Consider the following 26,224-nt stretch of genomic DNA (forward strand, 5'->3'; position numbering starts at 1 on the left):
TAAAGAGTGGGCCAGAAAATCACCATTGAAGGTATCGAGGTCGAACTGGGCAGCGACAATCCTTATGCCGACCTTGGCCTGCCTGATGTCGGCGAAATGCTGGTCAAGGCCAAGCTGTCAGAGATGTCGCGCGGAAAATTCAGAGGCATCAGCCAGGCCAAGATGATTGCGTGCCTGAACTGCCTTGGACGCGACGTGGAAATCGTGGTGAAGAAAGCCAGCCGCAACGCCGTGGGCGACACTCAGGTAGTGGTGGCCTGAACCAGCTGGCTATTCCGGGCAGAGCGGAAATAATCCGCCACCCGATTGGCAAACCACCCCAGCCCCGAGCACAGCAGAAAATAAATCAAGCCGATGAACATGAATATCTCGGCCGGATAAATCATGACCCGGCTATTTACCTGCGCCGCTACAAACGACAATTCACCAACCCCGACGATGTAAGCCAACGAGCTGTCCTTGATCAACGTCACCCACTGGTTGACGAAGGAAGGCAGCATCATCTGCAGCGCCTGTGGCAACACGATATAGCGCAACACTGCCACGCGCGTCATTCCCAATGACAAGCCGGCATCCCATTGGCCGGTCCGGATGCCGCTGATTCCCGCATGTACCGAATGCGCCAGATAAGCGCCGCCAATCAAAGCCAGGGCGCACATTACCGATAGCACGCCAGGCACATCGATATGGAACACAATCGGCAGCAAAAAATAAGTCCAAAAAATCAGCATCAGCACTGGAATCGCCCGAAAGAAGCCTAGCACCATGGTCAACAGCAGGTTCAGCCAGCCGCGCGATAACGATAAGCCGATGCCCAGCGCCAGGCCTAGCGCCGCCGAAGCCAGAGCAGAGCCGATGCTGAGCAATACAGTCAGGGCGGCGCCACCCAGCGGCCCGTCGGGATAGGCGCCCCATAGCAGATACGGCAGATTGTCCGTCAGCACACCGAGTTGCATGCTCATCGCTGGCCGCCGTTATCGAGTCTTTGCCGACGCTGAATCAGTTGCCCGATAGTTTCCAGCAAGGCGATGGCAGCGATGTAAAACAAGGTCGCCACGCCGAACGCCTGGAACGTCTTGAAGGTCTGCGCTTCTACCTGGCGCGAGGTATAGGACAGTTCAGCCAGGCCGATGGCCATGGTCAGGGACGTGTTCTTGATGATGTTCATGTACTGGCCAAGCAGGGGAGGCAAGGCAATGCATACCGCCTGCGGCAGGATCACGTAACGCAGGACTTGCCAGCGGCCGAAGCCGAGTGCGGCCCCCGCCAGCCGCTGCGCTTCTGCCACGCCGCGCATGCCGGCGCGAATTTCCTCGCTGATGTAGGCAGCGGAATACAGGCTCAGACCGAGCACTGCGCAGAGTAGTTCGAACGAGGGCCATGTCAGGTTCAGGTACGGCCCCAGCGCCACGCTGTGCACCGTATTCAGCCATTCTCCGGAGCCTTCCGGCAGCAGGCTGGAGACGCCGAAATACCAGAAAAATAATTGCACCAGCAGCGGCGTATTGCGGAACAGGGACAGAAAGCCATTGGCCGGTAGCGACAGCCAGCGACGATGGCTGGAACGCGCTGCGGCAATCACGATGCCGAGCAAGGTGGATAGCACGCTCACTACGGCGGAAACATAGAGCGTCATCGACAAACCGTCGATTAGCCAGCCTATGTATTTCGGGGCCAGCATTTGCCCAAGAAGCGATTGAAACTCAGTCATTTTTACTTTACTGCTACTAACGGGCCGAAGCGGTCCTAAACAAAAAAGCACCGGCAAACCTCAGGATTGCCAGTGCAAGACAGACATCAAGCAATTGAATCGGTCAGTTCTGGCTCAGCTTGGTATCGCCGATCTTGAACAAGCGCGGCAACGGCGACTTGCTGTCGGGACCGAACCATTTATCGTAGATCTTGACGGCGGTGCCATCCTTTTCAAATCCGCGCAGGGTATCGTTGAGCGTATTCACCAGCCGGGTTTCACCCTTGGGTACGCCGACGCCTTCATATTCTTCGGAAATGGCGAAGGCTGGGATTTCATACTTTTCCTTGTCTGGAATGTTGGCCAGCAGTGCGATCAGCTTGGAGCCATCCTGGGTAATCGCCTGGACATTGCCATTGCGCAGGGCCGCCAGGGCGAACGGCGTATCGTCGTACAGCACGACCTTGGCGGCAGGATATTTCTCGCGCAAAGTGGTTTCCATGGTGGTGCCTTTATCGGTGCCGATCCGCAGTTCGGGAATCTGGGCAGCATTCTTCAGCACGCCTTTTTTGCTCAGGAACTGCTGGCCGGAAGCGAAGTAAGGGATGCTGAAATCAATCACCTGGGCGCGTTCCGGATTGATCGTGAAATTGGCGAACACCAGATCGACTTTGCCGGAAGTCAGCAGCGGAATACGGTTGGCTGGATTGGTCGGCACCAGCTCTACCTTGACGCCGAGTTTCTTGGCGACTGCGTTGGCGTAATCGACATCCAGGCCGATGATCTTGTTGGTCTTCTGGTCGACAAAACCGAACGGCGGATTACCGTCGAAAGTAGCGACGCGCAAGACGCCGGCTTTCTTGATGTCGTCGAGCTTGTCGGCGTGCGCCAGGCCTGACAGCAAGGTCAGGCCGGAAAATAAGATTGCTGTTGATTTCATTTTTTATAGTCCCTGTTAGTGTTCCCGTTTGTTTCGCATATTCCCGATATTCAGGCAGATCGAAAAATCGATCACCATGCAGAGAAGATTAACAAAACAAAATCATGCAGTGAACGACCAAAGTCGCATTTGAATATTACAAGTTTGCAGGCGATGCGCGGGCCTGTCGCGGGCTGAAACCGAAACATCGTTAGAATAAGGAAAATAATCACACGGGAGTACGGGAAATGGCAGTCAACAAGAAAGTCGCATTGGTCACCGGCGCAGGTTCCGGGATCGGCAAGCACATCGCCCTGGCCTTGTTGCGCAACGATTACAGTGTGGTGCTGGCAGGGCGCCGCATCGATGCTTTGGAGGAAACCATGGCAGCCGCCGGCGCGCAGGCCGCCCATGCAATGCCTGTATCGACAGATGTCAGCGACCAGGCTTCGGTCAGGGCATTATTTGAATCGATCAGACAGCAGTTCGGCCGCCTGGATTTGTTGTTCAACAATGCCGGCATTTTTACCAAATCGGCATCGCTGGAAGAGGTCGATTTTGAACAATGGAAGGCCTCCGTCGATGTCAACCTGACCGGCGCTTTCCTGTGTACGCAGGAAGCGTTCAAGATCATGAAAGCGCAAACGCCGGGCGGCGGCCGGATCATCAACAACGGATCGATCGCGGCCCATGTGCCGCGACCTAACTCAGTGGCCTATACCGCCACCAAGCACGCCATCACCGGCCTTACGAAATCGACTTCGCTGGACGGCCGTAAATACAATATCGCCTGCGGCCAGATCGACATCGGCAACGCCGCTACCGACATGACCGAGCGGATGGAGCAAGGCATCCTGCAAGCGAACGGCCAGGTGGCGGTCGAGCCGACCATGTCGGTCGAGAATGTCGCCAATGCGGTGCTGTACATGGCCAGCCTGCCACTGGATGCGAACGTTCAGTTCATGACGGTGATGGCGACCAACATGCCGTTTATCGGTCGCGGCTAAGCGTACAGGCTTGCCGTGAATTGAATTTTTATTACGGCTTCAACTTGACGTTAAAGGCTTCGCCGGTAGCGAAGAAGGCGCCGCCGGACAGATAGTGCAGCGAATGCAGGTCTTCACTGGGGAAGTGCCAGCGGCCTTCCGAAAACGCTGCGGCATCAGCCCGAGCGGCGACCACCTCGGCGATGAACAGGTCGTAGCGTTGCTGGTTGTGCGGCTCCGGGATGACCTTGCATTCCAGCCACGCCAGGCAGCCGGACATCAGCGGCGCGCCGATTTTTTGCGATGGAAATGTCGCGATATCCAGTGCCGCGAACTTGTCGCCGTCGCGTCCTGAGCTTGAACCTACCGCCAGCGTCTGTTCAGCCTGTGCCCGGGTCGGGATGTTCAACGCAAATTCACCCGAGGCATCCACCAGCTCGCGCGTCAGCGTGCTTTTATCAATCACCAGCAATACCTTGGGCGGATCGAAATCCAGCGGCATGGCCCACGCCGCCGCCATCACATTGCTGACGCCGGCATGGGCGCTGGTGACGATGGTGGTAGGGCCGTGATTCAACAGGCGATAGGCTTTGGCCAGTTCTACGGCTTGGATGTTTTGCATGACGGTTTCGGGAATGGGGTTCGAGCGTACAGTTTATCCGACTGCGGGATTTTCGGCGCGATGGGCTGGATTGCCACAGCCGGAGCCATGTTTCAGGTAATGGGGTGATATTCAAAATAGCCGGATTTATCCTTGACAGGGGCGTTCTTTCATCGATAAACTTCGGGCATTGCATTATATGGAGGTCCTTGTGGACTCTGGTTCTAATAGTAGAAGTGGATGGGCGATCTGCCCGGCACAACACGCATAGTAATAGCAGACCTCCTTCCGCTATGACTCTGCGTACACCGAGTTGTAGATGCGATCAGCAAGACCGCGCTTTCAATCCCCCATCCAATCATTTATCCATTTGTTCCATCGTTCTGCCGCGCAGTGACGTGACTTTTCGCGCCCGTCTTTATGGCTGTGTCCGCGCTGACTAATCGCGTCCTTGCACTTGCTGAATGTCGGTTCGAGGAGATTGGCATGGCCCATTTTTCCAGGCACGTCGTTGCCACCCAACGCTGGATGAACGTTGTTGTTCATCCAGTCCGCCCACCAGCTGCCGGTTGCTCTGGCTACCGCTCCAGCGCGTTTATAAAGGAATGTTGACATGGACTGTCCCCCCAGTTGTCCCTTACGTAAAACATCTTTAATACGCAAGCAGGGCGCCAGCATTTCCAGTCTGTTGCATAGTCAACGGCTGTAGTCCGCCGTCCTTGCTCGCCTTCGATCACGGTTCTCTCCCTGGAGAGCCGCTATGCAAACACGTCTGTCGAGGCCAATCATGACTATCAAATCATTCATCAACGCTCAGAAAAAGCGTGCTGTTGAAGCATCATCCAAGGGCTGGACTTTCGGCTGGACTCCGTCCCAGGCCGCCAGCCACGCCCACGATATGTGCTCCCGGCAATCACGCCAGCCGGCCCGGAGCTGCGGCATGTACGGCACGCTGATAAGCGGTCGCTAGGGAGCAGGCGTGCATCAGCAATTTTTAAATGCAAGAAGCGCTGTGTTGCTGGCGCTGCTTGCGGCGCTGGCCTGGTTGATTATCCTGCTGAACCTGTTGCCACCACTGGCGGCGCACGGCAAGCCGCATGCACATATGGCGCCGATCTTCACGCCGCATTAAAAAGCCGCTCTCGTCGCGTTACGGGAGTATCAGCCCAACCCTTTGTCATTGCAAGGATCACCATGGAAGACGACAGCGAAGGTGGCGATAGGCCGCCCGCTTGGATAGTCGGCACGATAACCACAGCGGGCGACCTTCGTCCCAGTTTTTTTACCAACCGAACACGCTTAGCCGTGGCGCGGCAGGGGATAGTATTGTCTGAGTAAAGACAGAATTTTCCCGTGCCGCCCATGCAGCACAGGAAAATCACATGAATTTGACACCCAAGAATAAAGCGGGCAAGCCCACGCGAAAGCAGAAAGGATTCGTCTCCGGATCCTCTGCGCCGGAACAGAAAATCTCGATGCGCGTTGTCGAAGAATCCGGCAAGCCGATCCAGGCGACTTTCAATCGCACAAAAAGCTCGCCTTTCGGCCTGTTTTCCCATGATACCGCCGAGCGCCTGCAACGCTCCGGTCCGAACGAAGTCGCCCACGACAAGGCGCCGCACGCCCTGGTCCAGCTTGTCCTGGCTTTCAAAAATCCTTTTGTCATCGTATTGCTGATACTGGCGACCATCAGCTACATCCTCGATGTCTACCTGGCAGAACCTGACGATCGTAGCTGGAAGGGCGTCGTTATTTTGCTGACGATGGTGAGCATCAGCAGCCTTTTGCGTTTCTTCCAGGAGTATCGCTCCAACAAGGCGGCCGAACGCTTGAAATCCATGGTGCGCACCACCGCCACCGTGCTGCGCCGTAGCAACGACGCCGCCAATCCCAAGCGCCAGGAAATCCCGATGCGCGAGCTGGTGGTGGGCGACGTCGTCAGCCTGCAGGCCGGCGACATGATTCCGGCGGATATCCGCCTGTTTTCTTCACGCGACCTGTTCATCAGCCAGGCGGTGCTGACGGGAGAAGCGCTGCCGGTCGAAAAGTACGACACGCTCGGTGCGGTGGCGCAAAAGTCGGCAGATGCCACGGTCGACAGCCAGGCCGATCTGCTTGACCTGTCCGATATCTGCTTCATGGGGACCAATGTCGTCAGCGGCACCGCGACCGCCGTGGTGGTCGCTACCGGCGCCAATACCTATTTCGGTTCGCTGGCAAAAAACGTGGTCAGCCACAAGCGCATAGAAACCAGCTTCGACCGCGGTGTCAGCAGCGTTTCCTGGCTGCTGATCCGCTTCATGCTGGTGATGGTGCCTATCGTGTTCATGATCAACGGCGTCACCAAAGGCGACTGGATGTCGGCCCTGACATTCGCGCTGGCGGTGGCGGTCGGCCTGACGCCGGAAATGCTGCCGATGATCGTTTCGGCCAACCTGGCCAAAGGCGCCATGGCGATGGCGCGCCGCAAGGTGGTGGTGAAGCGCCTGAACTCGGTGCAGAACTTTGGCGCCATGGATGTGCTGTGCACCGACAAGACCGGCACGCTGACGCAAGACAAGATCATCCTGGAACGGCATCTCGACATCAATGGCGACAAGGATGAAAGCATCCTGCAACTGGCGTGGTTGAACAGTTTTCATCAGAGCGGACAAAAGAACCTGATGGATATCGCGATCGTCAGCCACGCCGATGAACGCGGTGCGGCCGCCAAGCCTGTGCAGTACAGCAAAATCGATGAAATGCCTTTCGATTTTGTGCGGCGTCGCTTGTCGGTCATTGTGCAAGACCAGGACGGTGCGCAGCTGATGGTGTCGAAAGGCGCCGTGGAGGAAATGCTGGCGGTGTGCAGCCATACGCAGGAGGGTAATGAAGTACGTCCGCTGGATGGCACGGCGCGCGCAGCGCTGTTGGAAAAAGCGCAGGAATACAACGAGGAGGGCTATCGCGTATTGATCGTGGCAACGCGCCAGATTGCCGCTGCAAACGCCAAAGCGCAGTATAAGACCGAAGATGAAGCCAGCCTGGTGGTGCGTGGCTTCCTGACTTTCTTCGATCCGCCGAAAGACTCCGCGGCGCCCGCCATCCGTGCCTTGCAAGAATACGGCGTCGCAGTCAAGGTGCTGACCGGCGATAACGCCATCGTCACGCTCAAGGTCTGCCGCGATGTCGGACTGGATCCGGGTACGCCGTTGTCCGGCCAGGAAATTGAAGCGATGTCGGAGCAACAGTTGAATGAGGCGGTGAAATACACCACCGTGTTCGCCAAACTGACACCGCTGCAGAAATCGCGGGTGGTCAAGGCCTTGCAGGCCAACGGCCACACTGTCGGTTTCCTCGGCGACGGTATCAACGATGCGCCGGCATTGCGCGACGCCGACGTCGGCATCTCGGTGGACAGCGGCGCCGATATCGCCAAGGAAACCGCGGACATCATCTTGCTCGAGAAGAGTCTGATGGTGCTGGAGGAGGGGGTGGTCAAAGGCCGCGAGACCTTCGGCAATATCCTCAAGTACCTGAACATGACTGCCAGTTCCAATTTCGGCAATGTGTTTTCGGTGCTGGTGGCCTCGGCCTGGCTGCCTTGGGAACCGATGCTGGCGGTGCATCTGCTGATCCAGAACCTGATCTACGACATTTCGCAGATGATGCTGCCGTGGGACAAGATGGACGAAGATTTCCTCAAGAAGCCGCGTAAATGGGATGCAGGAAATATCCGCCGTTTCATGATCTGGATCGGCCCGACCTCTTCGGTGTTCGATATCACCACGTATATCCTGATGTGGACCGTATTCGGCGCCGGCGCAATGTATGCGGCTGACGGCGGCAGCGCAGGCCAAAGCATCATGAATTCCGGCTGGTTCATCGAAGGCCTGGTGTCGCAGACGCTGGTGGTGCATATGCTACGCACGCGCAAGATCCCGTTCATCCAAAGCACTGCAGCGCTGCCGGTGTTGCTGTCTACCGCAATCGCGATTGCGATCGGCTGCTACCTGCCGTTCTCGCCACTGGCGGAATCGATCGGCTTTGTCGCCCTGGATAAATCGTATTTCTACTGGCTGGTCGCCACCATGGGCGGCTACATGATCCTGGCGCAAACCGTGAAGACCATATATATCCGCCGCTACGGGCAGTGGTTCTAGGGCTTCATCAACTCACAGCAAACCAGCTGAACATCGACAGGCAATTGGCAGCTGGATGCATTCCATCCGGCTGTCGGTTTGCGCATTCGTAAATTGTGGAAAAATTATCGGAATATAAATATGAAAGTCTTATTGAGTGTAATCGGCGGCAGCTGCGCCTTGGCGTTTTCTTCGGCGGCCCAGGCCCAAACTGCCGTGCCGGATGTCGACAAGAAAATTGCCGGCGCAAGTTCTGTGGTTTTCTATGGCGTGCTGGACGCCGGCCTCACCTTTGTGAATAACGAAAACGGGCATCGCAATACCAAGCTGGACACCGGGGTGATGGAGCCTAGCCGCTGGGGCGTGAAAGGGGCGGAGGACCTGGGCGGCGGACTGCGCGCCGTGTTCCAGCTGGAGAGCAGCTTCAACCTGGACGACGGCTCCTTGTCCTCGCAAGGCACGATGTTTGATCGCGTGGCCATGGCGGGCCTGGCAAACCGCTACGGGCAACTGACTTTGGGTACGCAGTACGACCTGGTCAATGACTATGTCACGCCCTTTAACATCAGCGCCGGCGCCAGCGGCTACGCTTCCCACCAGGGCGATTTCGACCGCATCGCCGGCAACGCCATCCAGCGTTCGGTCAAATTCTCCAGCGCCGATTTCGAAGGACTGACATTTGGCGCGCTATATGCATTCGCTGACAAGACCTCGCACCCCGACGAAAATGATGTGGAAGGCGGCGGTAGCGGCAGCGCCTGGAATATCGGCGTGCATTATGCCAGCGGTCCATTTTCTGCCGGCGCTGCCTACATGCGCCTGAATACGCCGCGCGGAACCCAGGCAATCGGACCATATCAAAGTCTGGGGTTGACCAGTTTCCTTGGACAGCCGACATTTACCATCGACCCCGCCAGCGACGACAAGGCCCCACTTAAAAACATGGCCATCGACAGCCAGAAGATTTTTGCCGCCGGCGCCGCTTATGACATGGGCGATTTCACGGCGATGGCAAATTTTGCGAATATCGAATTCCGAGGTTTTGGCCGGGCATCGGATTTGCGCCTGATAGAAGTCGGAGGCCGCTACCATATCAGCCCGGCGCTTGACGGCACGCTGGGTTATCAACGCATGCATTTTGAAGATACGAAGGCGAACCAGTTGTCGCTAGGCTTGGACTATCACATGTCCAAACGCAGCGATGTTTACGTGTCGGCAGATTATCGCCGGGCGTCGAGCGGGGTGAACGGCGTGATCGGAAATTCGTTCGCGCCATCGAGCAATAGCGCGCAGGGATTGCTGCGGATTGGGATGCGCCACGTGTTTTAGCGCATCGCACGCAGGTTGGGTTACTTCGCTTAATCCAGCCTGCGCATTGGTTCCGATGCTACTGGGTCTTTGTGACTTTGCTCAAATGCCGAGGCTGGTCCGGATCCATGCCGCGTGCTACAGCCAGTTGTGCCGCCATGACGTAGAAAGCCTGGATCGCCACGATCGGGTCGAGATCCGGGGTTGCCGCGACCGGCAAGGTGAGGTCGCGTGCGGCGACGTCTTCCGGCGCCGCCAGCAACACCTTGGCGCCGCGGCCGCGCATTTCGTCGGCCAGTTTGAGCAAGCCCGCTTGCGTTGGTCCGCGCGTGGCGAAAATCAGCAATGGATAACCGTCGTCGATCAGAGCCATCGGACCATGCTTGATTTCGGCGCCGCTGAAAGCTTCGGCCTGGATCGCCGAGGTTTCCTTGAATTTCAACGCCGATTCCAAAGCCAGCGGCAAGCTGATGCCGCGGCCGACCACCATGATGCGCGAAGAGGGCGCCAGCACCTCGATCGCCGGGCTCCAGTCGAGCTGGGTGGCGGCGGTCAAGGCTTGCGGCAAGGCTTCGATGGCGGCCAGGAAAGCCGCATCGTCCTGCCAGTGCGCGGTGAGCCGTGCGGCAGCTACCAGGCTGGCGATAAAGCTCTTGGTGGCGGCGACGCTGAGTTCGGCGCCGGCATGCAGCGGCAGCGCCCATTCGGCGGCGTCAGCCAGCGGCGACGTTGCGTCATTGACCAGCGCAACCGTGGTGGCGCCGCTGTCGCGAAAATAGCGGATCGGTTCGATCACGTCGGGACTTTGGCCTGATTGCGAGATGGCGATGGCGAGCGCGTCGCGCGCAATCAGCGGCGCTTTGTTGAGCGTCACCAGCGATAGCGGCAGCGAGGCGACGATGCGGCCAAGGCGCGCCATGATCAGGTAGGCGCAGTAATTGGCGGCGTGGTCGGAACTGCCGCGCGCCACGGTCAGGATGCTGGAGGGCGGCGCGGCTCTGAGGCGTTGCCCGAGGTCTGCATAGCGGTCGCCATCCCGGCTGAGCTGCAAGGCAACATGTTCTGCTGCCGAGCGGGCTTCTTTAAGCATCAACGAGGTCAATTTTTTCTCCTTCTACATATACGGCTTTGAGTTTGAGCTGGCGGTCCAGCACCAGGATATCGGCGAAACAGCCCTCTTTCAGGCGTCCGCGTTCTTGCATGCCGAGGTAATCGGCCGGATAAGTGGAGACGCGCAAAGACGCCTCGGCGATCTCCAGTCCGAGCGACACCAGGTTGCGCAAGGCCTGGTCCATGGTGAGTGTGCTGCCGGCCAGGGTGCCGTTGTCCAGCCGCACGCCGCCCAGGCACTTGTGCACCACCTGGCGGCCCAGCATGTAGTCGCCGTCGGGCATGCCGGAGGCGGCGGTCGAATCGGTGACGCAATACAGGCGCGGAATGGCCCGCAACGCGGTCTTGATGGCGCCCGGATGGACATGCAGCAAGTCAGGAATCAGTTCGGCGTATTCGGCATGCGCCAGGGCGGCGCCCGCCATGCCTGGCTGCCGATGATGGAATGAACTCATCGCATTGAACAGGTGGGTGAAGCCGGCCGCACCGTTTTTCAGGGCGGCGACGCCGTCTTCATAGGTACCCAGGGTATGGCCGATTTGCACTCGCATGCCGAGTTGCGATAGTGTTTTTACCAGCGCCATGTGGCCGTTGATTTCCGGCGCAATGGTGATCAGCTTCAATGGCGCAAAGCTGCGCAGCCAGTCGATCTGCTCGACCGATGCCGCAATCGCGTAATCCGGCTGGGCGCCGAGCTTGCCCGGATTGATGTAGGGACCTTCCAGATGTGCGCCCAGCACCCGGGCGCTGCCCGCGCGGCGGCCACGGCATGCCTTGCCGATGGCGCTCAGCGCTGCTTCCAGCTCTTCCGGCGGTGCGGTCATGGTGGTGGCCAGCATGCTGGTGGTGCCGTGCCGAGCGTGCAGGCGCGATACCACATGCACCGCATCGCCGGCTTCCATGATGTCCTTGCCGCCGCCGCCATGCACGTGCAGATCGATAAAGCCCGGGAGGATATAGTCGCCCTCGGCCGGCGCTTGCTCCAGCGATTCGCCGCGGATCTCTGTGATCATGTCGCTGAAGCCGATGCTGCCGGCGACCCAGCCTTCGGTGGTCAGGACATTGCCATGCAGTTGGGTCGGGTTGTTGCTGGTATTCATACGGTTTCTCCCGCGAACTCGGTTGCAAGTTGTCGGCGTAATAATAGTAGTGCACCGGTTGCAGCGTCGGCGCGCGGCGTGATCGCGCGTGATTTCAAAGGTTCCGGCAGATAGGCCTGGAGCGGTGTGGCGAGACCGCCGCAGAGGGCGATCGGCAATTGGTGCGTTGGATCCAGCGCACGCGCAATCTCGGCGATTTCTACCCCGGCCTTGCGCAAGATTGTCTGCGCAGCCTGGTCCTGGGCGGCATGGGTTACCACCAGCGGCGCCAGCTGGGCGAAGATGCTTTGATTGGCGCTGTTGACCCAGGCGATCACCCGTTGCCGGTTCTGGTCGTTACTGAATTCATCGGCCCCGCCGCAGAAACGAATGATGGCTTTGGCCAGCGGTCCGGCTTCAGCACGGCCATCCAGCGCCCGTTCGACATGGTTGGCGGCGCGCAGGCCGATCCAGCCGCCACTGGCTTCGTCGCCGGTCTGGAAGCCCCAGCCGCCGACTTCACGGCGGCTGCCGTCGGCCAGCAAGACTTCGCCGACGCTGCCGGTGCCGATGGCGACCACGACGCCAGGCTGCCCCAGATGGGCGCCGAGCAAGGTGGTGAAGGCATCGGTGCCGATGGCCAGTGCGCCAAAACCGGGATTCTGCTCGGTAAACTGGGCGCCCCACTGCGGATTGTTGACGCCCGACAAACCGCAGCCGGCGGCGATCGCCTGATACGGCGGGCGCGTAATGCCCGCCGCCAGGAAGGCGTTATCCAGCGCCGTGACGATGGCGCACCAGGATTTGCTGGTGCCATGCATCAGCGCCGATGGCCCGCTGCTGCCGTCGGCGACATGGCTGCCATCCGGCCGTTCGACCCGGATATGGGTCTTGGTGCCGCCGCCGTCGACGCCGATCAGATATTCGAATGCTTTCACTTCAGCTCCCACGCTCTTTTCAAGGCGCATAGTGTATCTATTTCTATTGTTTGGATGAAATCATATTTCCCGGTTTCAGCCGCTCCAGGGCCAGGCCCTGGGCGTCGAACACGTGGAAGGCGCTGCTCGGCGCAGACAAGGTAACGGTATCGCCGATATGCACCGGGTTGTTACCGTCGCCGCGCACCAGCAGGTCCTGGCCGTCTTGCAGCGTGACATAGATGAAGTTGGCTTCGCCCAGGTGCTCGACAATGCTGACTTTGCCGGTGAATACTTCGCCACTATGCGCGTTTTCCAGGATATGTTCAGGCCGCAACCCAACCGTGACGGCATCGCCGGCCTTGGTGAGGCCGGCAGCCACATCCGCACGGATTTCCTGGCCGTTGGCAAGCTTGACGCGCAGATGATCGGCTTCGACCGCAGCGACGTTGCCGGTGAACAGGTTCATCTTCGGCGAGCCGATGAAGGTCGCGACAAACAGGTTTTTCGGGCGCTGGTACAGCTCCAGCGGCGATCCGGCCTGCTGGATGAAGCCATCGTTCATCACCACGATCTTGTCGCCCAAGGTCATGGCTTCGACCTGGTCATGGGTCACGTAGACGATGGTGGCCTCCAGCTGCTTGTGCAGCTTGGCGATTTCGAGGCGGGTCTGGACCCGCAGGGCGGCATCCAGGTTGGACAGTGGTTCATCGAACAGGAACAGTTTCGGCTTGCGCACGATGGCGCGGCCGATGGCGACGCGCTGGCGTTGGCCGCCAGAGAGTTCGCGCGGCAGGCGGTCCAGCAGATGGTCGATTTTCAGGATGCCGGCGGCGTGGCGGATGCGCTGGTCGATGGCGGCCTTGTCGGCGCCGGCGATCTTCAGGCCGAACGCCATGTTCTTGTAGACGGTCATGTGCGGATACAGGGCGTAGCTCTGGAACACCATGGCGATGCCGCGTTCGGCCGGCGGCAGGTGGTTGACCACGCGGTCGCCGATCGACAGTTCGCCGCTGGTGATCGATTCCAGTCCGCACAACATGCGCAGCAGGGTGGATTTGCCGCAGCCGGAAGGGCCGACCAGCACGACGAATTCGCCGTCCTTGATTTCCAGGTTGAGATCGGCCAGCACGTTCTGCTTGCCGTCGTACGATTTGGTGAGTTGCTTAACACTTACGTTTGCCATGGGAGGTCTCGTCTTCTGCTTGGTTTTGCTTGGTTGCGTTTTACTTTACCGCGCCGGAAGTCAGGCCGCGAATCAGTTGCCGCGAGAATATGACGTACATGATCAGGATCGGGATTACCGCCAGCGACAAGGCCGCCAGTACGGAATTCCAGTCGGTCACATACTGGCCGATGAACTGCTGCACGCCGAGCGTGACGGTCTTGGTTTCATCCGACGGCGCCAGGATCAAAGGGAACCAGAGATCGTTCCAGGCCGGGATCATGGTGAATACCGCCACTGTCGCAATCGCCGGACGGATCAGCGGCAAGATGATCTGGAAGAAAATCTTGAATTCGCCGACGCCGTCGCAGCGCGCCGCATCCTTCAGTTCCTTGGGAATCTGGCGGATGAATTCGGACAGGATCATCACCGCCAGCGGCAAGCCCTGCGCGGTGTACACCAGGATCAGCGCGGTGCGGGTGTTGATCAGGTTCAGGCTGACCACCAGTTGCAGGATCGAGACGGTGCCCAGACGGATCGGGATCATGATGCCGAGCGCAAGGTACAGCGCCATCAGGCGGTTGCCGCGGAACTTGTATTCCGACAGCGCCCAGCCGGCCATCGCGCCGAACAGCACGATCAGCACGAGGGAGCCGAGCGTCACCGCCAGGCTGTTGCCGAAGTACAGCATGAAGTTGGTGTTGTGAAGCACCTTTTCAAAGCCGATCAGCGAGAACGAATCCGGTGTCGGGAATGCTAGCGGATTGTCGAAGATGGCGTCGCGCGACTTGACCGAATTGATCAGGATCAGGGCGATTGGAAACAGTGCGATCACCGCGTACGCGCACAACACCACGTGGACCCAGATGCGGCCCAGGTTGGCGAAGCGGCTGCGAACCACGACCGGCGCCGGAGTGGCGGCTGCGGTGGCAGAGAGCGAGGAAATGGAAGTCATGATCGGTCCTCGTTACAGTTCGTAGCGTGTCAGCTTGCGCTGCACAAAATAGAAGTAGGTGGCGACGCCCAGCAAGATCACCAGGAACATCAGCGTGGCAACCGCCGCACCCATGGTCGGGCTGCCGATCTGCGCCTGGTAGCCGAAGAAGGTGCGATAGAAGAAGGTGCCCAGGATATCGGTTGTGTAGTTCGGCCCGGCCAGCGCGCCCTTGACCGAATAGATCAGGTCGAAGGCGTTGAAGTTGGCGACGAAGGTGAGGATGGTCACCAGCCCCAGCGTCGGCAGGATCAGCGGCAGCTTGATTTGCCAGAAGATGCGGAACGAGCTGGCGCCTTCGGCATACGCCGCTTCCAGCACTTCTTCCGGTACCGCCAGCAGCGCGGCATAGATCAGCATCATCGGGATGCCGACGTATTGCCAGACCGAGATCAGGCCGAGCGTCACCAGGGCGGTGGTTTCTTGTCCCAGCCACGGCGCAAAGTAATCGCCCAGGCCGACGTGCTGCATCAAGCCTTCACCCACGCCCCACAATGGCGACAGGATCAGTTGCCAGATAAAACCGATGATCACGACTGATAGCAAAGTCGGCAGGAAAATCAGGGTGCGGTAAGTGCGCGCGCCACGCAGTCCTTTCAGGCTGAACAGGGTGGCCAGCAGCAAGCCGATCGGATTCTGCAGCAGCATGTGGATCGCGAAGAATTTGAGATTGTTCAACATGGCGTTCCAGAACGCCTTGGACCAGTCCGAATCGAACAGGATGGTATGGTAATTGGCCAGGCCGACGAAGCTGTGGACGCCGGCGTCGTTGCTGGTGTAAAAGCCGAGGCGCAGGGTATCCAGCAAAGGCAGGGCGCTGAACATGGAATAGATGATGACCGCTGGCGCCAGGAACACCACGATGTGCCAGGGGAAGGTCTTTTTTTGAAGATTCATTCTGGTTTTCTTTGAATGCAAGTTCACTCGCAGGCGCAACAGTCTCACGGGGGAGATCGTGAAACGACTCGGGCCCGCTGAGCGAACTCTGAAATACGAACGTGATGGCGGCTTATTATTGTGTGCGTATTTGTCTACGTATGCCGTTCTTCACGGGCTTACCTTGGCGGCAAGCCTTGGATGCCAGCGCAGTACCTCTAGTTCGGGATAGAACTAGGGCGCTACGCTAGCTGGCTTGTCAGCAAAGGGCAGGTCAATATTAACCCCATCCTTTGCCAAACGATAGCATTAATACAATAGCAATTATTGCTGCGGTTTATACCATTTGGCGAAGCCGGTCTGGATTTGCGCAGCGGCGTCCTTAGGCGCCAGTTTGCCGTTCAGTACCTGGGCGTTCACATTCCACAACTGGTTTTCCATGCTTGGTTCGCCGCGGTTCAGGATCTGTGCGTTGAGGCGGATGGTCGACGAGCAGGATTTGCGCCAGTCGATCATCTGCTTGGCGACCGGATCCTTGACCGAGATCAGGTGGTCCGACAGCGAGAAGAAGCCGGTGACTTTATTGGTGTAGATGTCAGCGAATTCTTGCGAACCGAGCCAAGCCAGGAACTTGTAGGCGTCTTCCTTGTTCTTGGACTTCTTGTTGACGCCCATGCCGATATCGTTGTGATCCGAGATGTAGCACTTGTCGCCGGCTTTTGGCACTGGCGGCGGGAATGCGCCCATCGCGATTTTCGAATTGTCGTTGAAATAGCCGATATCCCAGGAACCGGCGGGATAGATCGCTGCCTTGCCCAGTGCGAACTGGTTCTGGCTGTCGCCGTAGGTTTGCGAGCTGGCGCCTTTGGACAAATATTTGCCCAGTTTCGCTTCATATTCAAAGGCGTTGACGAATTGCGGATCGGTGAATTTCGCCTTGCCGGCGATCAGCGCCTTGCGTCCTTCTTCGCCATGCCAGTAGTTAGGGCCGGCCAAACCGGAAAAGACGACTTGCTCGGATTCCCACTGGTCGTTGGTGCCCAGCGCAAACGGTGCGTACTTGCCATTGCTCTTGATGGTATCCAGCACCTTGAAGAATTCGGCTTCAGTCTTCGGTGGTTGCAGGTTCAGCTCTTTGAAAATCTTCTGGTTGTACAGGAAACCGTGGATCACGGAAGCCATCGGCATGCAGAATGTGTCCTTGCCGTCATCCGATTGCCATGCAGTTTTGGAGGAAGCCGGGAAATGTTCCATGCCTGGTTTGCCGTCAAGCTTTTCCAGGTTGCCCTTCTTGTACAGCGACAGCGACACATCGAACGGACGGCAGGCGATCAGGTCGCCCGCGGTGCCGCCGGCAAGGCGTGCCGACAGGCTGGAGTCGTATTCGGTGGGAGCGCTAGGCGAAAATTTGACTTCGATGCCCGGATTTTTTTTCTGGAAAGCCGGGATCAGCACGGTTTCCCACAGGGTCTTGTCGTCGACGCGCCAGCTTTCGATGGTCAGCGTGCCGGCTTGTGCGGTGCCGAAGGTCGCCAGGGCGATCAGTACGGCGTTGCGGATGGTGCGAATTCGGTTGACCGTTTGCATCTAAGTCTCCTCTTGGATTTTTGTCGGATTGGTTTTTGCGGCTCCCTAGGTAAATATGTAGAGCAAACCGCCGCGAACAGACATTAGCACCATAAAAATTGTGCCGCCATCTTATGCGTAATTCATCCATGCAATTTCTATAAGGTATTGATTTTATTGGTTAAGTTAAAAATTAAACCAATTTCATAATTACATATCTTTACAGAGCCGACAATAAATTATCATCGTTCCAGACGAGTGGCGGCTTAAATGCCAGTGATGCGGCGATTTTGCGAATATAGATAAAATTACGAAAACTTACGTTTCTTTACAAAACGAGAAGACCGCTAACGTTGCAAGCGGGACTTGCGCTATAGTCACACGCGTTGTGGGGAGAGCAAACCAGTGTTTATAAAAAATATCAACAAGGCGCGCATGATTGATAGGCAACGCTCGGATAACAGGGGAAGAGTAAAAACCCGGCATACAGGATATCGCAGCTGGATCGCGCTATGCGCGTTTGCCTGCCTGTTTAATTACCCGGTCGGCTCTGCGGCGGCCGCTGCTACGCCGGTTTCGAACGGCAGCCAGCCGCCGGCTTCATTGCAGGTGCTTCACTGGTGGACCTCGGCCGGTGAGCGCAAAGCAGTTGACGTCATGAGCAGCAAGCTGGCGGAAGAGAATATCCAATGGCGCGATGCCGCGATTCCCGGCGGCGCCGGCCTCGGCGCCAGCAAGGTGCTGAAGAGCATGGTGCTGGCTGGCAAAGCGCCGGAAGCGACACAACTCAACGGCATCGTGTTTGGCGAATGGGCCGATCTCGGCTTGCTGCTGGAGCTGGATGACGTTGCGGCTCCCGGCAACTGGCAAAAGCTCCTGTTTCCTACTGTCTGGTCGCTGGTCAACAACCGTGGCCATGTGGTGGCGGTGCCGCTGGGGATACATCGGATCAACAACCTGTTCTACAACAAAAAGATCTTCGATCGCCTGAACCTGACGCCGCCCAAGACCTGGGCCGATTTCAGCCGCGTCGCAGAAAAGCTCAGGCAAGCCGGGATCACGCCGCTGGCGCAAAGCAGCGAAGCCTGGCAAGTCGCCACCCTGTTTGAAACGCTGGTGCTGGCGGAAAGCGGCCCGGCTTACTATCGCTCCCTGTTTGTCGATCTGAATCCGGCGGCATTTGGCGATCCGCGCATGACACATGCGTTGAAGCGTTTGCGTTCTTTGAAAGAATGGATGCCGACGCCGCTCAGGGAACGGCCCTGGCCCGAGATGACGCGCGAGCTGGCCAACGGCGCCGCCGCCATGTTCGTCATGGGCGACTGGGCCAAAGGCGAGTTGCTGGCGTGGGGGTTGAATACCGATCAGGATTTTTCTTGCAGTACGGTGCCGGGCACTGCCGACTATCATCTGTATAGTGTCGATACCCTGGCCATGTTTGCCGGCGATTATTCGCACCAGCCGGCGCAGGAGAAGCTGGCGCAGATCATCATGTCGCCGCCGGTGCAAACCGCATACAATCAGGTCAAGGGTGCGATCTCGGTATGGCGCTCGCCGGATCTGTCGAAAATGGATAGCTGCGCGCGCGCCTCGTGGAGCGCGTTCAGCAAGGGCAGTGCGTTCCAGGCGCCGAGCCTGGTGCACCGCATGGCCGCCGACGAAACCGCGAAAGATGCGATCATCGCCGAAGTGCATCGTTATTTCGTGGACGACAAGATGAGCGAAAGCGATGTCCAGCGCAAGCTTGCCAGCATTGCAAGGAGCGTGACGAAATCAGGAAAACAGGAATGATGCGCAAGATACTCATAGTCGATGATGACCAGAAAACCCGGACGCTGTTAAAAGCCTATCTGGAAAAGAACCAGTATGAAGTGCGCCTGGCGCATAACGGTGAAGCGTTCCTGGCCGAGTTCCAGCGCTATTCGGAAGAGTTGTCGCTGGTGATCCTCGACGTCATGCTGCCGGATACCGACGGTTTTGCCTTGTGCAAGGCAGTCAGACGCAAGTCGAATGTGCCGATCATCATGCTTACCGCCAGCTCCGACGAAACCGACCGCGTGGTCGGCCTGGAACTGGGTGCCGACGACTATATCGCCAAGCCCTACAGTCCGCGCGAACTGCTGGCGCGCATCAAGGCAATCCATCGCCGCACAGGGATAGACAGCGCCATAGCGCCGCGCTACTACCGTTTCGTCGGCTTCACGCTGGATACGGTGGAGCGCACCCTGAGCGATCCGGACGGCGCGCTGGTGGCGCTCACCGGCCTCGATTACCAGTTGCTGAAATATTTTGTCGAACACCCGGGCGACGTGCTCGACCGCGGTGTCCTGTGTGAAGAAACCCGCGGCCGCGATGTCGGCCCGCTGGACCGTTCGCTGGACGTGCAGATCAGCAAATTACGCTTGCGCCTGAACGATGGTGGCAAAGATCCGCACCTGATCAAGACGGTGCGCGGCGTGGGTTATGTATTCTCTGCCGATGTGGCGGCTTCGCAGATTTAACTCCATGTCGAAAGTCACCTGGTCGGCCCGGTACAACCAGCTGCTTTCCTGGCTGTTGCCGCACACGCTGCTGGGTCGTTTATCGGTAGTGATGGTATTCGGCGTGCTGGTGACACAACTGGCCGGCGGCCTGATCTGGTCGGCCCAGTTGCGCAGCAAGGCGGAAGTCGAAACCAAGACCGCCTCCCAGCATCTGGCCCACAGCGCCGCCAGCGCCATCCGCTTCTTCATGAGCCTGCCGGCGAACTACCGGCCGATCCTGATCCAGCAATTGCGCGAAATGGGCGGCACGCGCTTTTTCGTCAACACCAACGACGGTCCGATCACCATCCATAAAATTGCCGACAACCAGCTCGCCAACATGGCCCTGGGCGAAATCGGCAGCACGCTGAAAACCGACTTGCCGTTCCTGCCCGGGTTTCGCCTGGCGTTTGCCTGGCCGGATGACTTGATGGTGTCGACCGATGGCTTGAAGGTGGCGGATCTGCCGGACAGCTGGGTCCAGCATACTTTGCTGATCAAGCCCAACCCGGCGCCGGTGCTGGTGATCCAGACCGAGCTTGAGCCCGGCAACTGGCTCTACCTGGCGGCTCTGATGCCGAACCCTTATTTTCTCGATAGCGATAATCCCTTGTCGCCCGAACGGCTGTTGCTGCAAGCCGTGTCCTTGGCGACCGTGCTGCTGCTGTCGATCCTGGTGGTGCGCTGGACGACGCGGCCGCTGGCGGCGCTGTCCGATGCCGCCGAAGCGTTTGGCAAAGGCGAAGCGCCGCCGGAATTGCCGGAAACCGGCAGCCGCGAATTCATCAAGACCGCGCGCGCTTTCCGCGCCATGCGAGAACGCATCAAGCGCTACCTGGATGATCGCGAGCGCTTGTTTGTCTCGATCTCGCATGATTTGCGCACGCCCATCACGCGCCTGAAATTGCGTACCGAATTGCTGGACGACGAAGAATTGCGCACGGAATTCCATGAAGACCTGGATGAGCTCGACATGATGGTCAAGGGCGCCTTGCAGTCGGTCAAGGATAGCGATATCCATGAAAACCGCACCGAGGTCCGGCTAGATGCACTGATCCTGCGCATGATCCGCGACGCCCGCATGGCAGGGCACGAAGTGGCGTTCAGCGAGTCGGGTTTGACTGTCATGGCCAAGCCGCTGGCGCTCAAGCGCGCCATCGGCAACCTGTTCGACAATGCGCTGCATTACGGCCGGAAAGTGGAAGTCTCGGTCGCCAGCCTGATCAATGAATCCGGCCACAATATCCAGATCCAGATTCGCGACCATGGTCCCGGCGTGCCGGAAGAAGCTCTGCTGAGCCTGTTCGATCCCTACACCCGGCTGGAGCATGGACGTGACCAGAACGCCGGCGGCATGGGATTGGGACTGGGCATCGCGCGCAACATTGTGCAGGCGCATGGCGGCGAACTGCAATTGCGGAATCATCCGGATGGCGGCTTGGTGGCGACTATTGTACTGCCGGCAGACTAGAGGCCGCAGACGGGAAATCTCAGTTACCTTTCGGCGCCAGCCTGTCGATGAGGCGCCGCTGTCCGGGATTCTGGCGCCAGAATTCTGACAGATCTTCTTGGCTGGAAATCTTGAATTTATCGAACTCGAATGGTCCGCGGCATTCGCACGTCACCAGTCCGTATTCGCCGCTTGGATAGGCCCCAAACCAGTCGCCAAAGCTGATATTTTTCTCGATAACGACGTCGTTTTCGTAGGTCACTTCTTGTTCGGAGCGCCAGCGCCCGCCGGCATCTATCTTGGGGATGAACAAGCCGGCTCCCGAGATCAGCTTGAATATTTCCCTGGTGTCTTTCAGGCTGTGCCAGCTGGAAATGGCGTGCTCCGGCAGCAGGTAGAAAATCACCGTGCGGGTTTTATCGCGGATGAATTCGCGATAAAACCCGCCTTCCGGATGCGGTTCCAATGCAAGGCCAAGCTGAATGTGCTGCGCCGTCAGCCGATGATTCTCAGGGAGCTGACTGAGCGCTGCAATGTATTCCCTTATGTTGGACGCCTCGGCAGCGGCGCTTTGGCCGCCTGCCGACCTAGGCTGTGCTAATTTTTCAAGGTAAACGCTTAAATTCCGGATCAGTCTTTTTGGCGAGTACATTGATCTTCCTCTTAGAAAGCATAATTTTTCGCAACATGGAGAGCCGCCTCGCGCAGGTCGTGCCCGAGTTCGGAACGGATGCCGCCGCTAGGGTAGGCCAGGACATATTTGTAGGTGATATCTGCCTTGAACGGCCGTGTGACGACGCCATGCGGACGCCAGATCTTGGCCGCGAACGGCTCCACGATGGCGACCCCGAAACCGTTGGCGACCATCGCATAGCGGGTGTGCGAGGTATGCGTCTGGATCGTATAGTTGGGACGGATCGCCGCTGAGTTCAAAGTCGATAGCTCGCGGTCATAGGATTGCGCGCTGTTCGGCATCCAGCCAATCACGTTTTCACCATCCAGATCCTCCGGCAGGACGATCTCTTTTTGCGCCAGCGGATGCGTGGCCTGCATGGCGCACAGCACGGTGGCTTCCATGATCGGCTCGACTTCGATGCCGGCAAAAGGCGGAAACGCCAGGCTCAGCGCCATGTCGACCTTCAGGTCTTGCAGGCTGACCAGGATTTCCGGCACGGTGCAGCTGTCGATCTTGACCGAGACATCCGGGTGTTGCTTGAAGAAGCGTTGCAGCACTTCCGGCAGCAGGGTGGTGGACAACACCGGCAGGCAGGCAATCGTCAGGCCTTCCGGTGCTTCATGGCGGATATTGCCGGCCACCTGCATCAAGCGTTCCAGTCCCAGGAAATTTTCCTCGACCGCCTTGTAAAAGCGCACGCCGGCATTGGTCGGTTCAAGCCGGCCCTTGGCGCGGTTGAACAGGCGAAAGCCGAGATCAGCTTCGAGGTCGGCGATCAGGCGACTGATCGCCGGCTGGGTAACATGCATGCGGCGGGCGGCAGACACACTGGTGCCGGAAATCATCAGGGAACGAAAAGCTTCGATTTGGCGAAAACGAATCATGATGTTATGTCAATGCAAGAGTGAGGTCTCGTGTGTGCATGAAGCTGGTATCAGGTTGTCATGAAGCTGTCATTCGCGCTGCAACAAAAAAGCTATTAAGGCAGCAACAATGACGACTATAACAAACGGCTATGGCACATACAAATTTGTGAGTGGACATGATATTCCATTCTTGTGACACTGTGTGCACTGAAAATGTTGTTGTGCACCACAGCATTCAAGGATTGTCATATGGCGTCGCACGGATTTTTTTGATTGAACCTTGGTTCAATGCCTGATTCAATCAATGGTTACTCAGGCTGATGAGCATACTACGCCATCGGCTGATCTGAAGATTTCTGGTTATGCCCAGATTTGCCCACAAGGCGCCCTGTATTTAGAGATTTCGAGGCCCTCACAAGGTGGCTTTCGGATCCTGGGGTTGTGCCAAGCCACAAGCCCGCGCCTCTGTTTTTCCTGCCCGCTCATACTCCTTTTTCGTCTCGCGCTTTCCCCTGCGAATCTGTTCGCTGTCAGCGAATGAAATAACCCGAGACTTTCCAGCTGCCATCTTTTTCACGCATGGGCGTGATGGTTTCCTGCGCAGACTTTTTATTTTCAAACTGGGTCTCATACTGGATCACCACATATTCGCCATCTGGCGCACCAGGCAAAGTGGTCGCATATTCGGTGCTTTTGAGTTCGCGCGCCTTGACGCTGCCGAGCGGCGCTCGCAATGAGCGGATGCCGGTTTCCCAGGTGTTTTTTGCAATGCCGGTTTTAAAGAAAGTCCCTGCGCGCTCCCAGCTTTCGCCGTATTTGCCGGCATCGGTCAGCGCCATCCATGCAACGGCGGCTGTTTGCGCCTGCTTGATGATCTCGGTTTGCTGGTCGGCGGCAAAGGAGGGCGCCGCGCTGCTCAGTAGCGCAGCCGCGACGAGCGCCAGAATGGTTTTCATTTTAATTGTCCCCCGGATGAAGTTGCCGTAGGTTACGCTGAAGTCTCTTGCCACCGTCTGCAACGCGCGTCTGAGTACGATCAAATCATAGGGGTTGCGGCGATCATTTGCAATGTGTCCATGTTGTGGCGCGGTGTGTTGCCGAGCGGCAGCGATAAACGCGCAAAAACAACATGATATATCTTTATGTTGACGATAAAAATGAGAATCATTATTATCCAGCTCGTTGTTGATCGTCCCTCCGCCAGCCAGTATCTGCCGTTTCCGACCACGTCGCGTAGCAATTGAACAGCCAGTGCGATCCTGATTTGTGTCTCCGGAGAAAAAGCAGCATGGCCATCCTCGAACTTTCCAGCCCCCTTGATACCCGTCGCTTGACCTGCTCTGCCGCCGTGACTCTGGCCCTGGCGGCGCTGGCCTTGCCCGTCGCCTCGTACGCGCAACAAACCGACGCGTCCGCCGCCGACGAACATACGCTGGAATCGATCCAGGTCAGCGGCGACTGGCTCGGCACCGGCTTGCAAAACAGCGTCAAGCGCTACCCCGGCGCCCGCACCGTGGTCAAAAAAGAAGACATCGAGAACTCCGGCGCCTCCAGCATTGGTGACGTGATGCGCCGTATTCCGGGCGTCCAGGTCAGCGACAACTCCGGCTCCGCCGGCAGTTCGGTCGCGTTGAATATCGGCGTGCGCGGTCTGGCCGGGCGCTACTCGCCGCGCTCCACCGTGCTGCTCGATGGCATTCCGATGGCGGTCGCGCCATACGGCCAGCCGCAGCTGTCGTTTGCGCCGGTCAGCCTTAACAACATCGAATCGATCGATGTCGTGCGCGGCGCCGGTTCAGTCCGTTATGGCCCGCAGAACGTCGGCGGCATCATCAATTTCAAGACTCGTGCGATTCCGACCGAACCTGGATTTAACGGCGACGCCACGCTGCGCACCAATAACTACACCGAGGCGGGCGGCGCCAACCGCCAGTACAGCGCCTTCGTCGGCAGCCAGCTTGACAACGGTCTCGGCCTGGCCGTGCTGTATTCCGGCGTTGACGGTTCCGGCTGGCGTGCCAACAGCGGCGAGACGGTCAACGATTTCGCCCTGAAATACCGCTACCAGATCACACCGAGTTCGGAGATCTACGGCAAGCTGTCGTACTACGACGTGCGCTCGCAGACGCCGGGCGGCTTGACCGCGGCGCAATATGCCGCGAATCCTTTCCAGAACACCCGGCCTACCGATTTCTGGAGCGGTAACCGCAAGGCGGCCGACATCGGTTATCTGAACACGATTTCCGATACCCGGGAATTCGAAATCCGTACCTACTACAACGAGAGTTTCCGCCAGAGCACGCTGATCAGCGGCAAGAATCTCGGACATCAGCCGCGCACCTACCAGACGCTGGGAATCGAGCCGCGCTATACGCAGCGCTTCAGCATCGGCGGCAGCACCAATGACGTGACGGTCGGTTACCGCTATATCCGGGAAACCGGCAACGACCAGGTCTACAACTCCTCGGTCGCCACCGGGATTGCTACGGCGCCCTCCAGTTCTTTCGATAATTTCACCGGCGCCCACGCCGTCTATATCGACGACAAGATTTCGCTCGGCGACTGGCGCATCACCCCTGGCATACGTTACGAGCATATCCGCTCGACCCGCACCGATGTCCTTAGTGGTCCGGGCCCGATGTTCCCGATCGATAACAACAAGGCCTTGCCATCGCTCAGTGTCGCTTACCTGTTGAACCGGAACCTGACGCTGTTCACCAACTACAGCACCTCGTTCGGACCGGTCCAGAACACCCAGCTGACTGCCGCTATCGGCGGCAACCCGCTGGTGCCCGAAGTGGCGAAAACCGTTGAAGTTGGTGCGCGCTGGAAGAGCAGCCGGCTGTCGGCGGAGATTACGGCTTTCGATATCCGTTTCGATAACCAGATCCAGCAAGTGGCGGGCAGTTCGCCGGCGGTGTTCCAGAATATTGGCGCCACTCGCCACGACGGCATCGAAACCGCGATTGACTATGCCTTTGACAAAGCCGGTGCGCTGGCAGGATTGAATCTGTACGCCAATTACACCTATACCCGCGCGCTGCAGAAATCCGGCCCGACTTCCGGACTCGACGTACCGTTCTACTCGCGCAATACCGATACCATCGGCGCTCGTTACGCTGTTGGCGCCTGGGGTTTCGATTTGTCGACTACCCATCAAAGCCGCCAGTTTGCCGATAACGCCAATACCATCGCCGAAAGCGCGAATGGCGGCAACGGCGAGATTCCAGGCTTTCGCACCTGGAATGCGCAAGTCAACTGGAAGGTGTCTGGCTTGAAGGGCGCAGAGCTGCTGGCCGGCGTCAACAACCTGACCGACAAGCGTTATTTCACCCGCACTACCGATTCGAATATCGGCAAGCTGGTTGGCGCACCGCG

General features: G+C 58.3%; 25 protein-coding genes. 10 read left to right on the forward strand and 15 right to left on the reverse strand.

The features are described from left to right. Positions 1 to 6: 6 nt before the first annotated feature. Positions 7 to 261 carry an XRE family transcriptional regulator gene (locus ABI171_RS00855; protein WP_348090733.1) on the forward strand — a complete coding sequence of 85 codons (255 nt, stop codon included), beginning with the start codon at positions 7 to 9 and terminating at the stop codon, positions 259 to 261. Here ABI171_RS00855 and ABI171_RS00860 read toward each other — a convergent pair. The 3 genes from ABI171_RS00860 to ABI171_RS00870 form a co-directional block, all read right to left on the reverse strand. Beyond that, positions 243 to 956, reverse strand: a complete 714-nt coding sequence (locus ABI171_RS00860) for an amino acid ABC transporter permease (protein ID WP_348090758.1) — start codon at positions 954 to 956, stop codon at positions 243 to 245. The genes ABI171_RS00855 and ABI171_RS00860 overlap by 19 nt on opposite strands. A gap of 2 nt (positions 957 to 958) precedes the next feature. Next, positions 959 to 1,711 (reverse strand): amino acid ABC transporter permease, encoded by a 753-nt coding sequence (locus tag ABI171_RS00865; RefSeq protein ID WP_348090734.1) that lies wholly within the window; start codon positions 1,709 to 1,711, stop codon positions 959 to 961. Positions 1,712 to 1,814: 103 nt separating this feature from the next. Then, positions 1,815 to 2,630 carry an ABC transporter substrate-binding protein gene (locus ABI171_RS00870; protein ID WP_348090735.1) on the reverse strand — a complete coding sequence of 272 codons (816 nt, stop codon included), beginning with the start codon at positions 2,628 to 2,630 and terminating at the stop codon, positions 1,815 to 1,817. A gap of 227 nt (positions 2,631 to 2,857) precedes the next feature. On the opposite strand from ABI171_RS00870, the gene ABI171_RS00875 reads away from it, so the two are divergent. Beyond that, entirely contained in the window at positions 2,858 to 3,616 is a 759-nt protein-coding gene (locus ABI171_RS00875; RefSeq protein WP_348090736.1) for an SDR family oxidoreductase, read from the forward strand. A gap of 31 nt (positions 3,617 to 3,647) precedes the next feature. On the opposite strand, the gene ABI171_RS00880 is transcribed toward ABI171_RS00875, so the two are convergent. Next, complete coding sequence (locus ABI171_RS00880) at positions 3,648 to 4,217, reverse strand: flavin reductase family protein (protein ID WP_348090737.1); 570 nt, start codon at positions 4,215 to 4,217, stop codon at positions 3,648 to 3,650. Positions 4,218 to 4,538: 321 nt separating this feature from the next. Then, positions 4,539 to 4,811, reverse strand: coding sequence for a hypothetical protein (locus tag ABI171_RS00885; RefSeq protein WP_348090738.1), 273 nt, complete (start codon positions 4,809 to 4,811; stop codon positions 4,539 to 4,541). Between the two features lie 172 nt (positions 4,812 to 4,983). Here ABI171_RS00885 and ABI171_RS00890 point away from each other — a divergent pair, with 172 nt between their 5' ends. The 4 genes from ABI171_RS00890 (at position 4,984) to ABI171_RS00905 (ending at position 9,646) form a co-directional block, all read left to right on the forward strand. Further along, on the forward strand, positions 4,984 to 5,166 hold the full coding sequence (locus tag ABI171_RS00890; protein ID WP_348090739.1) for a hypothetical protein: 183 nt from the start codon (positions 4,984 to 4,986) through the stop codon (positions 5,164 to 5,166). 9 nt (positions 5,167 to 5,175) lie between these two features. Next, positions 5,176 to 5,328: a hypothetical protein gene (locus ABI171_RS00895; RefSeq protein ID WP_348090740.1), complete on the forward strand. Its 153-nt coding sequence runs from the start codon at positions 5,176 to 5,178 to the stop codon at positions 5,326 to 5,328. A gap of 250 nt (positions 5,329 to 5,578) precedes the next feature. Beyond that, positions 5,579 to 8,338 (forward strand): magnesium-translocating P-type ATPase, encoded by a 2,760-nt coding sequence (gene mgtA, locus ABI171_RS00900; RefSeq protein WP_348090741.1) that lies wholly within the window; start codon positions 5,579 to 5,581, stop codon positions 8,336 to 8,338. Between the two features lie 120 nt (positions 8,339 to 8,458). After that, positions 8,459 to 9,646: a porin gene (locus tag ABI171_RS00905; protein ID WP_348090742.1), complete on the forward strand. Its 1,188-nt coding sequence runs from the start codon at positions 8,459 to 8,461 to the stop codon at positions 9,644 to 9,646. A gap of 58 nt (positions 9,647 to 9,704) precedes the next feature. Here ABI171_RS00905 and ABI171_RS00910 read toward each other — a convergent pair whose 3' ends face one another. The 7 genes from ABI171_RS00910 to ABI171_RS00940 form a co-directional block, all read right to left on the reverse strand. Beyond that, a complete protein-coding gene (locus ABI171_RS00910; protein ID WP_348090759.1) occupies positions 9,705 to 10,715 on the reverse strand; it encodes an SIS domain-containing protein in 1,011 nt (336 codons plus the stop codon). Then, positions 10,708 to 11,835 (reverse strand): N-acetylglucosamine-6-phosphate deacetylase, encoded by a 1,128-nt coding sequence (nagA, locus tag ABI171_RS00915; protein ID WP_348090743.1) that lies wholly within the window; start codon positions 11,833 to 11,835, stop codon positions 10,708 to 10,710. Before nagA ends, ABI171_RS00910 begins: the two co-directional genes overlap by 8 nt. Further along, positions 11,832 to 12,752, reverse strand: a complete 921-nt coding sequence (locus tag ABI171_RS00920) for a BadF/BadG/BcrA/BcrD ATPase family protein (protein ID WP_348090744.1) — start codon at positions 12,750 to 12,752, stop codon at positions 11,832 to 11,834. The genes nagA and ABI171_RS00920 overlap by 4 nt, the downstream gene beginning before the upstream one ends. Positions 12,753 to 12,795: 43 nt before the next feature. Beyond that, complete coding sequence (ugpC, locus tag ABI171_RS00925) at positions 12,796 to 13,917, reverse strand: sn-glycerol-3-phosphate ABC transporter ATP-binding protein UgpC (RefSeq protein ID WP_348090745.1); 1,122 nt, start codon at positions 13,915 to 13,917, stop codon at positions 12,796 to 12,798. A gap of 40 nt (positions 13,918 to 13,957) precedes the next feature. After that, positions 13,958 to 14,851: a carbohydrate ABC transporter permease gene (locus tag ABI171_RS00930; RefSeq protein ID WP_348090746.1), complete on the reverse strand. Its 894-nt coding sequence runs from the start codon at positions 14,849 to 14,851 to the stop codon at positions 13,958 to 13,960. 12 nt (positions 14,852 to 14,863) lie between these two features. Continuing rightward, positions 14,864 to 15,787, reverse strand: coding sequence for a sugar ABC transporter permease (locus ABI171_RS00935; RefSeq protein ID WP_348090747.1), 924 nt, complete (start codon positions 15,785 to 15,787; stop codon positions 14,864 to 14,866). 303 nt (positions 15,788 to 16,090) lie between these two features. Further along, complete coding sequence (locus ABI171_RS00940; RefSeq protein WP_348090748.1) at positions 16,091 to 17,353, reverse strand: ABC transporter substrate-binding protein; 1,263 nt, start codon at positions 17,351 to 17,353, stop codon at positions 16,091 to 16,093. 414 nt (positions 17,354 to 17,767) lie between these two features. Here ABI171_RS00940 and ABI171_RS00945 point away from each other — a divergent pair, with 414 nt between their 5' ends. Genes ABI171_RS00945 through ABI171_RS00955 form a run of 3 tightly spaced genes read left to right on the forward strand, consistent with a single transcriptional unit; the run spans position 17,768 to position 21,325 of the window. Further along, on the forward strand, positions 17,768 to 19,123 hold the full coding sequence (locus tag ABI171_RS00945; RefSeq protein WP_348090749.1) for an ABC transporter substrate-binding protein: 1,356 nt from the start codon (positions 17,768 to 17,770) through the stop codon (positions 19,121 to 19,123). Further along, complete coding sequence (locus ABI171_RS00950; RefSeq protein ID WP_348090750.1) at positions 19,120 to 19,833, forward strand: response regulator transcription factor; 714 nt, start codon at positions 19,120 to 19,122, stop codon at positions 19,831 to 19,833. The genes ABI171_RS00945 and ABI171_RS00950 overlap by 4 nt, the downstream gene beginning before the upstream one ends. Before the next feature lie 4 nt (positions 19,834 to 19,837). Then, positions 19,838 to 21,325, forward strand: coding sequence for an ATP-binding protein (locus ABI171_RS00955; RefSeq protein ID WP_348090751.1), 1,488 nt, complete (start codon positions 19,838 to 19,840; stop codon positions 21,323 to 21,325). Positions 21,326 to 21,344: 19 nt separating this feature from the next. Here ABI171_RS00955 and ABI171_RS00960 read toward each other — a convergent pair whose 3' ends face one another. From ABI171_RS00960 to ABI171_RS00970, 3 genes are all read right to left on the reverse strand, one after another. Beyond that, positions 21,345 to 21,770, reverse strand: coding sequence for a cupin domain-containing protein (locus ABI171_RS00960; RefSeq protein ID WP_348090752.1), 426 nt, complete (start codon positions 21,768 to 21,770; stop codon positions 21,345 to 21,347). Positions 21,771 to 21,967: 197 nt separating this feature from the next. Continuing rightward, on the reverse strand, positions 21,968 to 22,864 hold the full coding sequence (locus ABI171_RS00965; RefSeq protein WP_348090753.1) for a LysR substrate-binding domain-containing protein: 897 nt from the start codon (positions 22,862 to 22,864) through the stop codon (positions 21,968 to 21,970). Positions 22,865 to 23,376: 512 nt separating this feature from the next. Then, a complete protein-coding gene (locus ABI171_RS00970) occupies positions 23,377 to 23,802 on the reverse strand; it encodes a DUF4019 domain-containing protein (RefSeq protein WP_348090754.1) in 426 nt (141 codons plus the stop codon). A gap of 332 nt (positions 23,803 to 24,134) precedes the next feature. On the opposite strand from ABI171_RS00970, the gene ABI171_RS00975 reads away from it, so the two are divergent. Continuing rightward, positions 24,135 to 26,224 (forward strand): TonB-dependent siderophore receptor (locus ABI171_RS00975; RefSeq protein WP_348090755.1); only part of this gene is annotated, 2,090 nt, incomplete at its 3' end.

Source organism: Collimonas sp. (assembly GCF_039923675.1).
Taxonomy (GTDB): Bacteria; Pseudomonadota; Gammaproteobacteria; order Burkholderiales; family Burkholderiaceae_D; genus Collimonas.

Excerpts from the sequence above, each read along its gene's own strand:
- ABI171_RS00860 (WP_348090758.1), bottom strand. The coding sequence starts at position 956 with ATGCAACTCGGTGTGCTGACGGACAATCTGCCGTATCTGCTATGGGGC.
- ABI171_RS00865 (WP_348090734.1), bottom strand. The coding sequence starts at position 1,711 with ATGACTGAGTTTCAATCGCTTCTTGGGCAAATGCTGGCCCCGAAATAC.
- ABI171_RS00870 (WP_348090735.1), bottom strand. The coding sequence starts at position 2,630 with ATGAAATCAACAGCAATCTTATTTTCCGGCCTGACCTTGCTGTCAGGC.
- ABI171_RS00875 (WP_348090736.1), top strand. The coding sequence starts at position 2,858 with ATGGCAGTCAACAAGAAAGTCGCATTGGTCACCGGCGCAGGTTCCGGG.
- ABI171_RS00880 (WP_348090737.1), bottom strand. The coding sequence starts at position 4,217 with ATGCAAAACATCCAAGCCGTAGAACTGGCCAAAGCCTATCGCCTGTTG.
- ABI171_RS00885 (WP_348090738.1), bottom strand. The coding sequence starts at position 4,811 with ATGTCAACATTCCTTTATAAACGCGCTGGAGCGGTAGCCAGAGCAACC.
- ABI171_RS00890 (WP_348090739.1), top strand. The coding sequence starts at position 4,984 with ATGACTATCAAATCATTCATCAACGCTCAGAAAAAGCGTGCTGTTGAA.
- mgtA (WP_348090741.1), top strand. The coding sequence starts at position 5,579 with ATGAATTTGACACCCAAGAATAAAGCGGGCAAGCCCACGCGAAAGCAG.
- ABI171_RS00905 (WP_348090742.1), top strand. The coding sequence starts at position 8,459 with ATGAAAGTCTTATTGAGTGTAATCGGCGGCAGCTGCGCCTTGGCGTTT.
- ABI171_RS00910 (WP_348090759.1), bottom strand. The coding sequence starts at position 10,715 with ATGCTTAAAGAAGCCCGCTCGGCAGCAGAACATGTTGCCTTGCAGCTC.
- nagA (WP_348090743.1), bottom strand. The coding sequence starts at position 11,835 with ATGAATACCAGCAACAACCCGACCCAACTGCATGGCAATGTCCTGACC.
- ugpC (WP_348090745.1), bottom strand. The coding sequence starts at position 13,917 with ATGGCAAACGTAAGTGTTAAGCAACTCACCAAATCGTACGACGGCAAG.
- ABI171_RS00930 (WP_348090746.1), bottom strand. The coding sequence starts at position 14,851 with ATGACTTCCATTTCCTCGCTCTCTGCCACCGCAGCCGCCACTCCGGCG.
- ABI171_RS00935 (WP_348090747.1), bottom strand. The coding sequence starts at position 15,787 with ATGAATCTTCAAAAAAAGACCTTCCCCTGGCACATCGTGGTGTTCCTG.
- ABI171_RS00940 (WP_348090748.1), bottom strand. The coding sequence starts at position 17,353 with ATGCAAACGGTCAACCGAATTCGCACCATCCGCAACGCCGTACTGATC.
- ABI171_RS00945 (WP_348090749.1), top strand. The coding sequence starts at position 17,768 with ATGATTGATAGGCAACGCTCGGATAACAGGGGAAGAGTAAAAACCCGG.
- ABI171_RS00950 (WP_348090750.1), top strand. The coding sequence starts at position 19,120 with ATGATGCGCAAGATACTCATAGTCGATGATGACCAGAAAACCCGGACG.
- ABI171_RS00955 (WP_348090751.1), top strand. The coding sequence starts at position 19,838 with ATGTCGAAAGTCACCTGGTCGGCCCGGTACAACCAGCTGCTTTCCTGG.
- ABI171_RS00965 (WP_348090753.1), bottom strand. The coding sequence starts at position 22,864 with ATGATTCGTTTTCGCCAAATCGAAGCTTTTCGTTCCCTGATGATTTCC.
- ABI171_RS00970 (WP_348090754.1), bottom strand. The coding sequence starts at position 23,802 with ATGAAAACCATTCTGGCGCTCGTCGCGGCTGCGCTACTGAGCAGCGCG.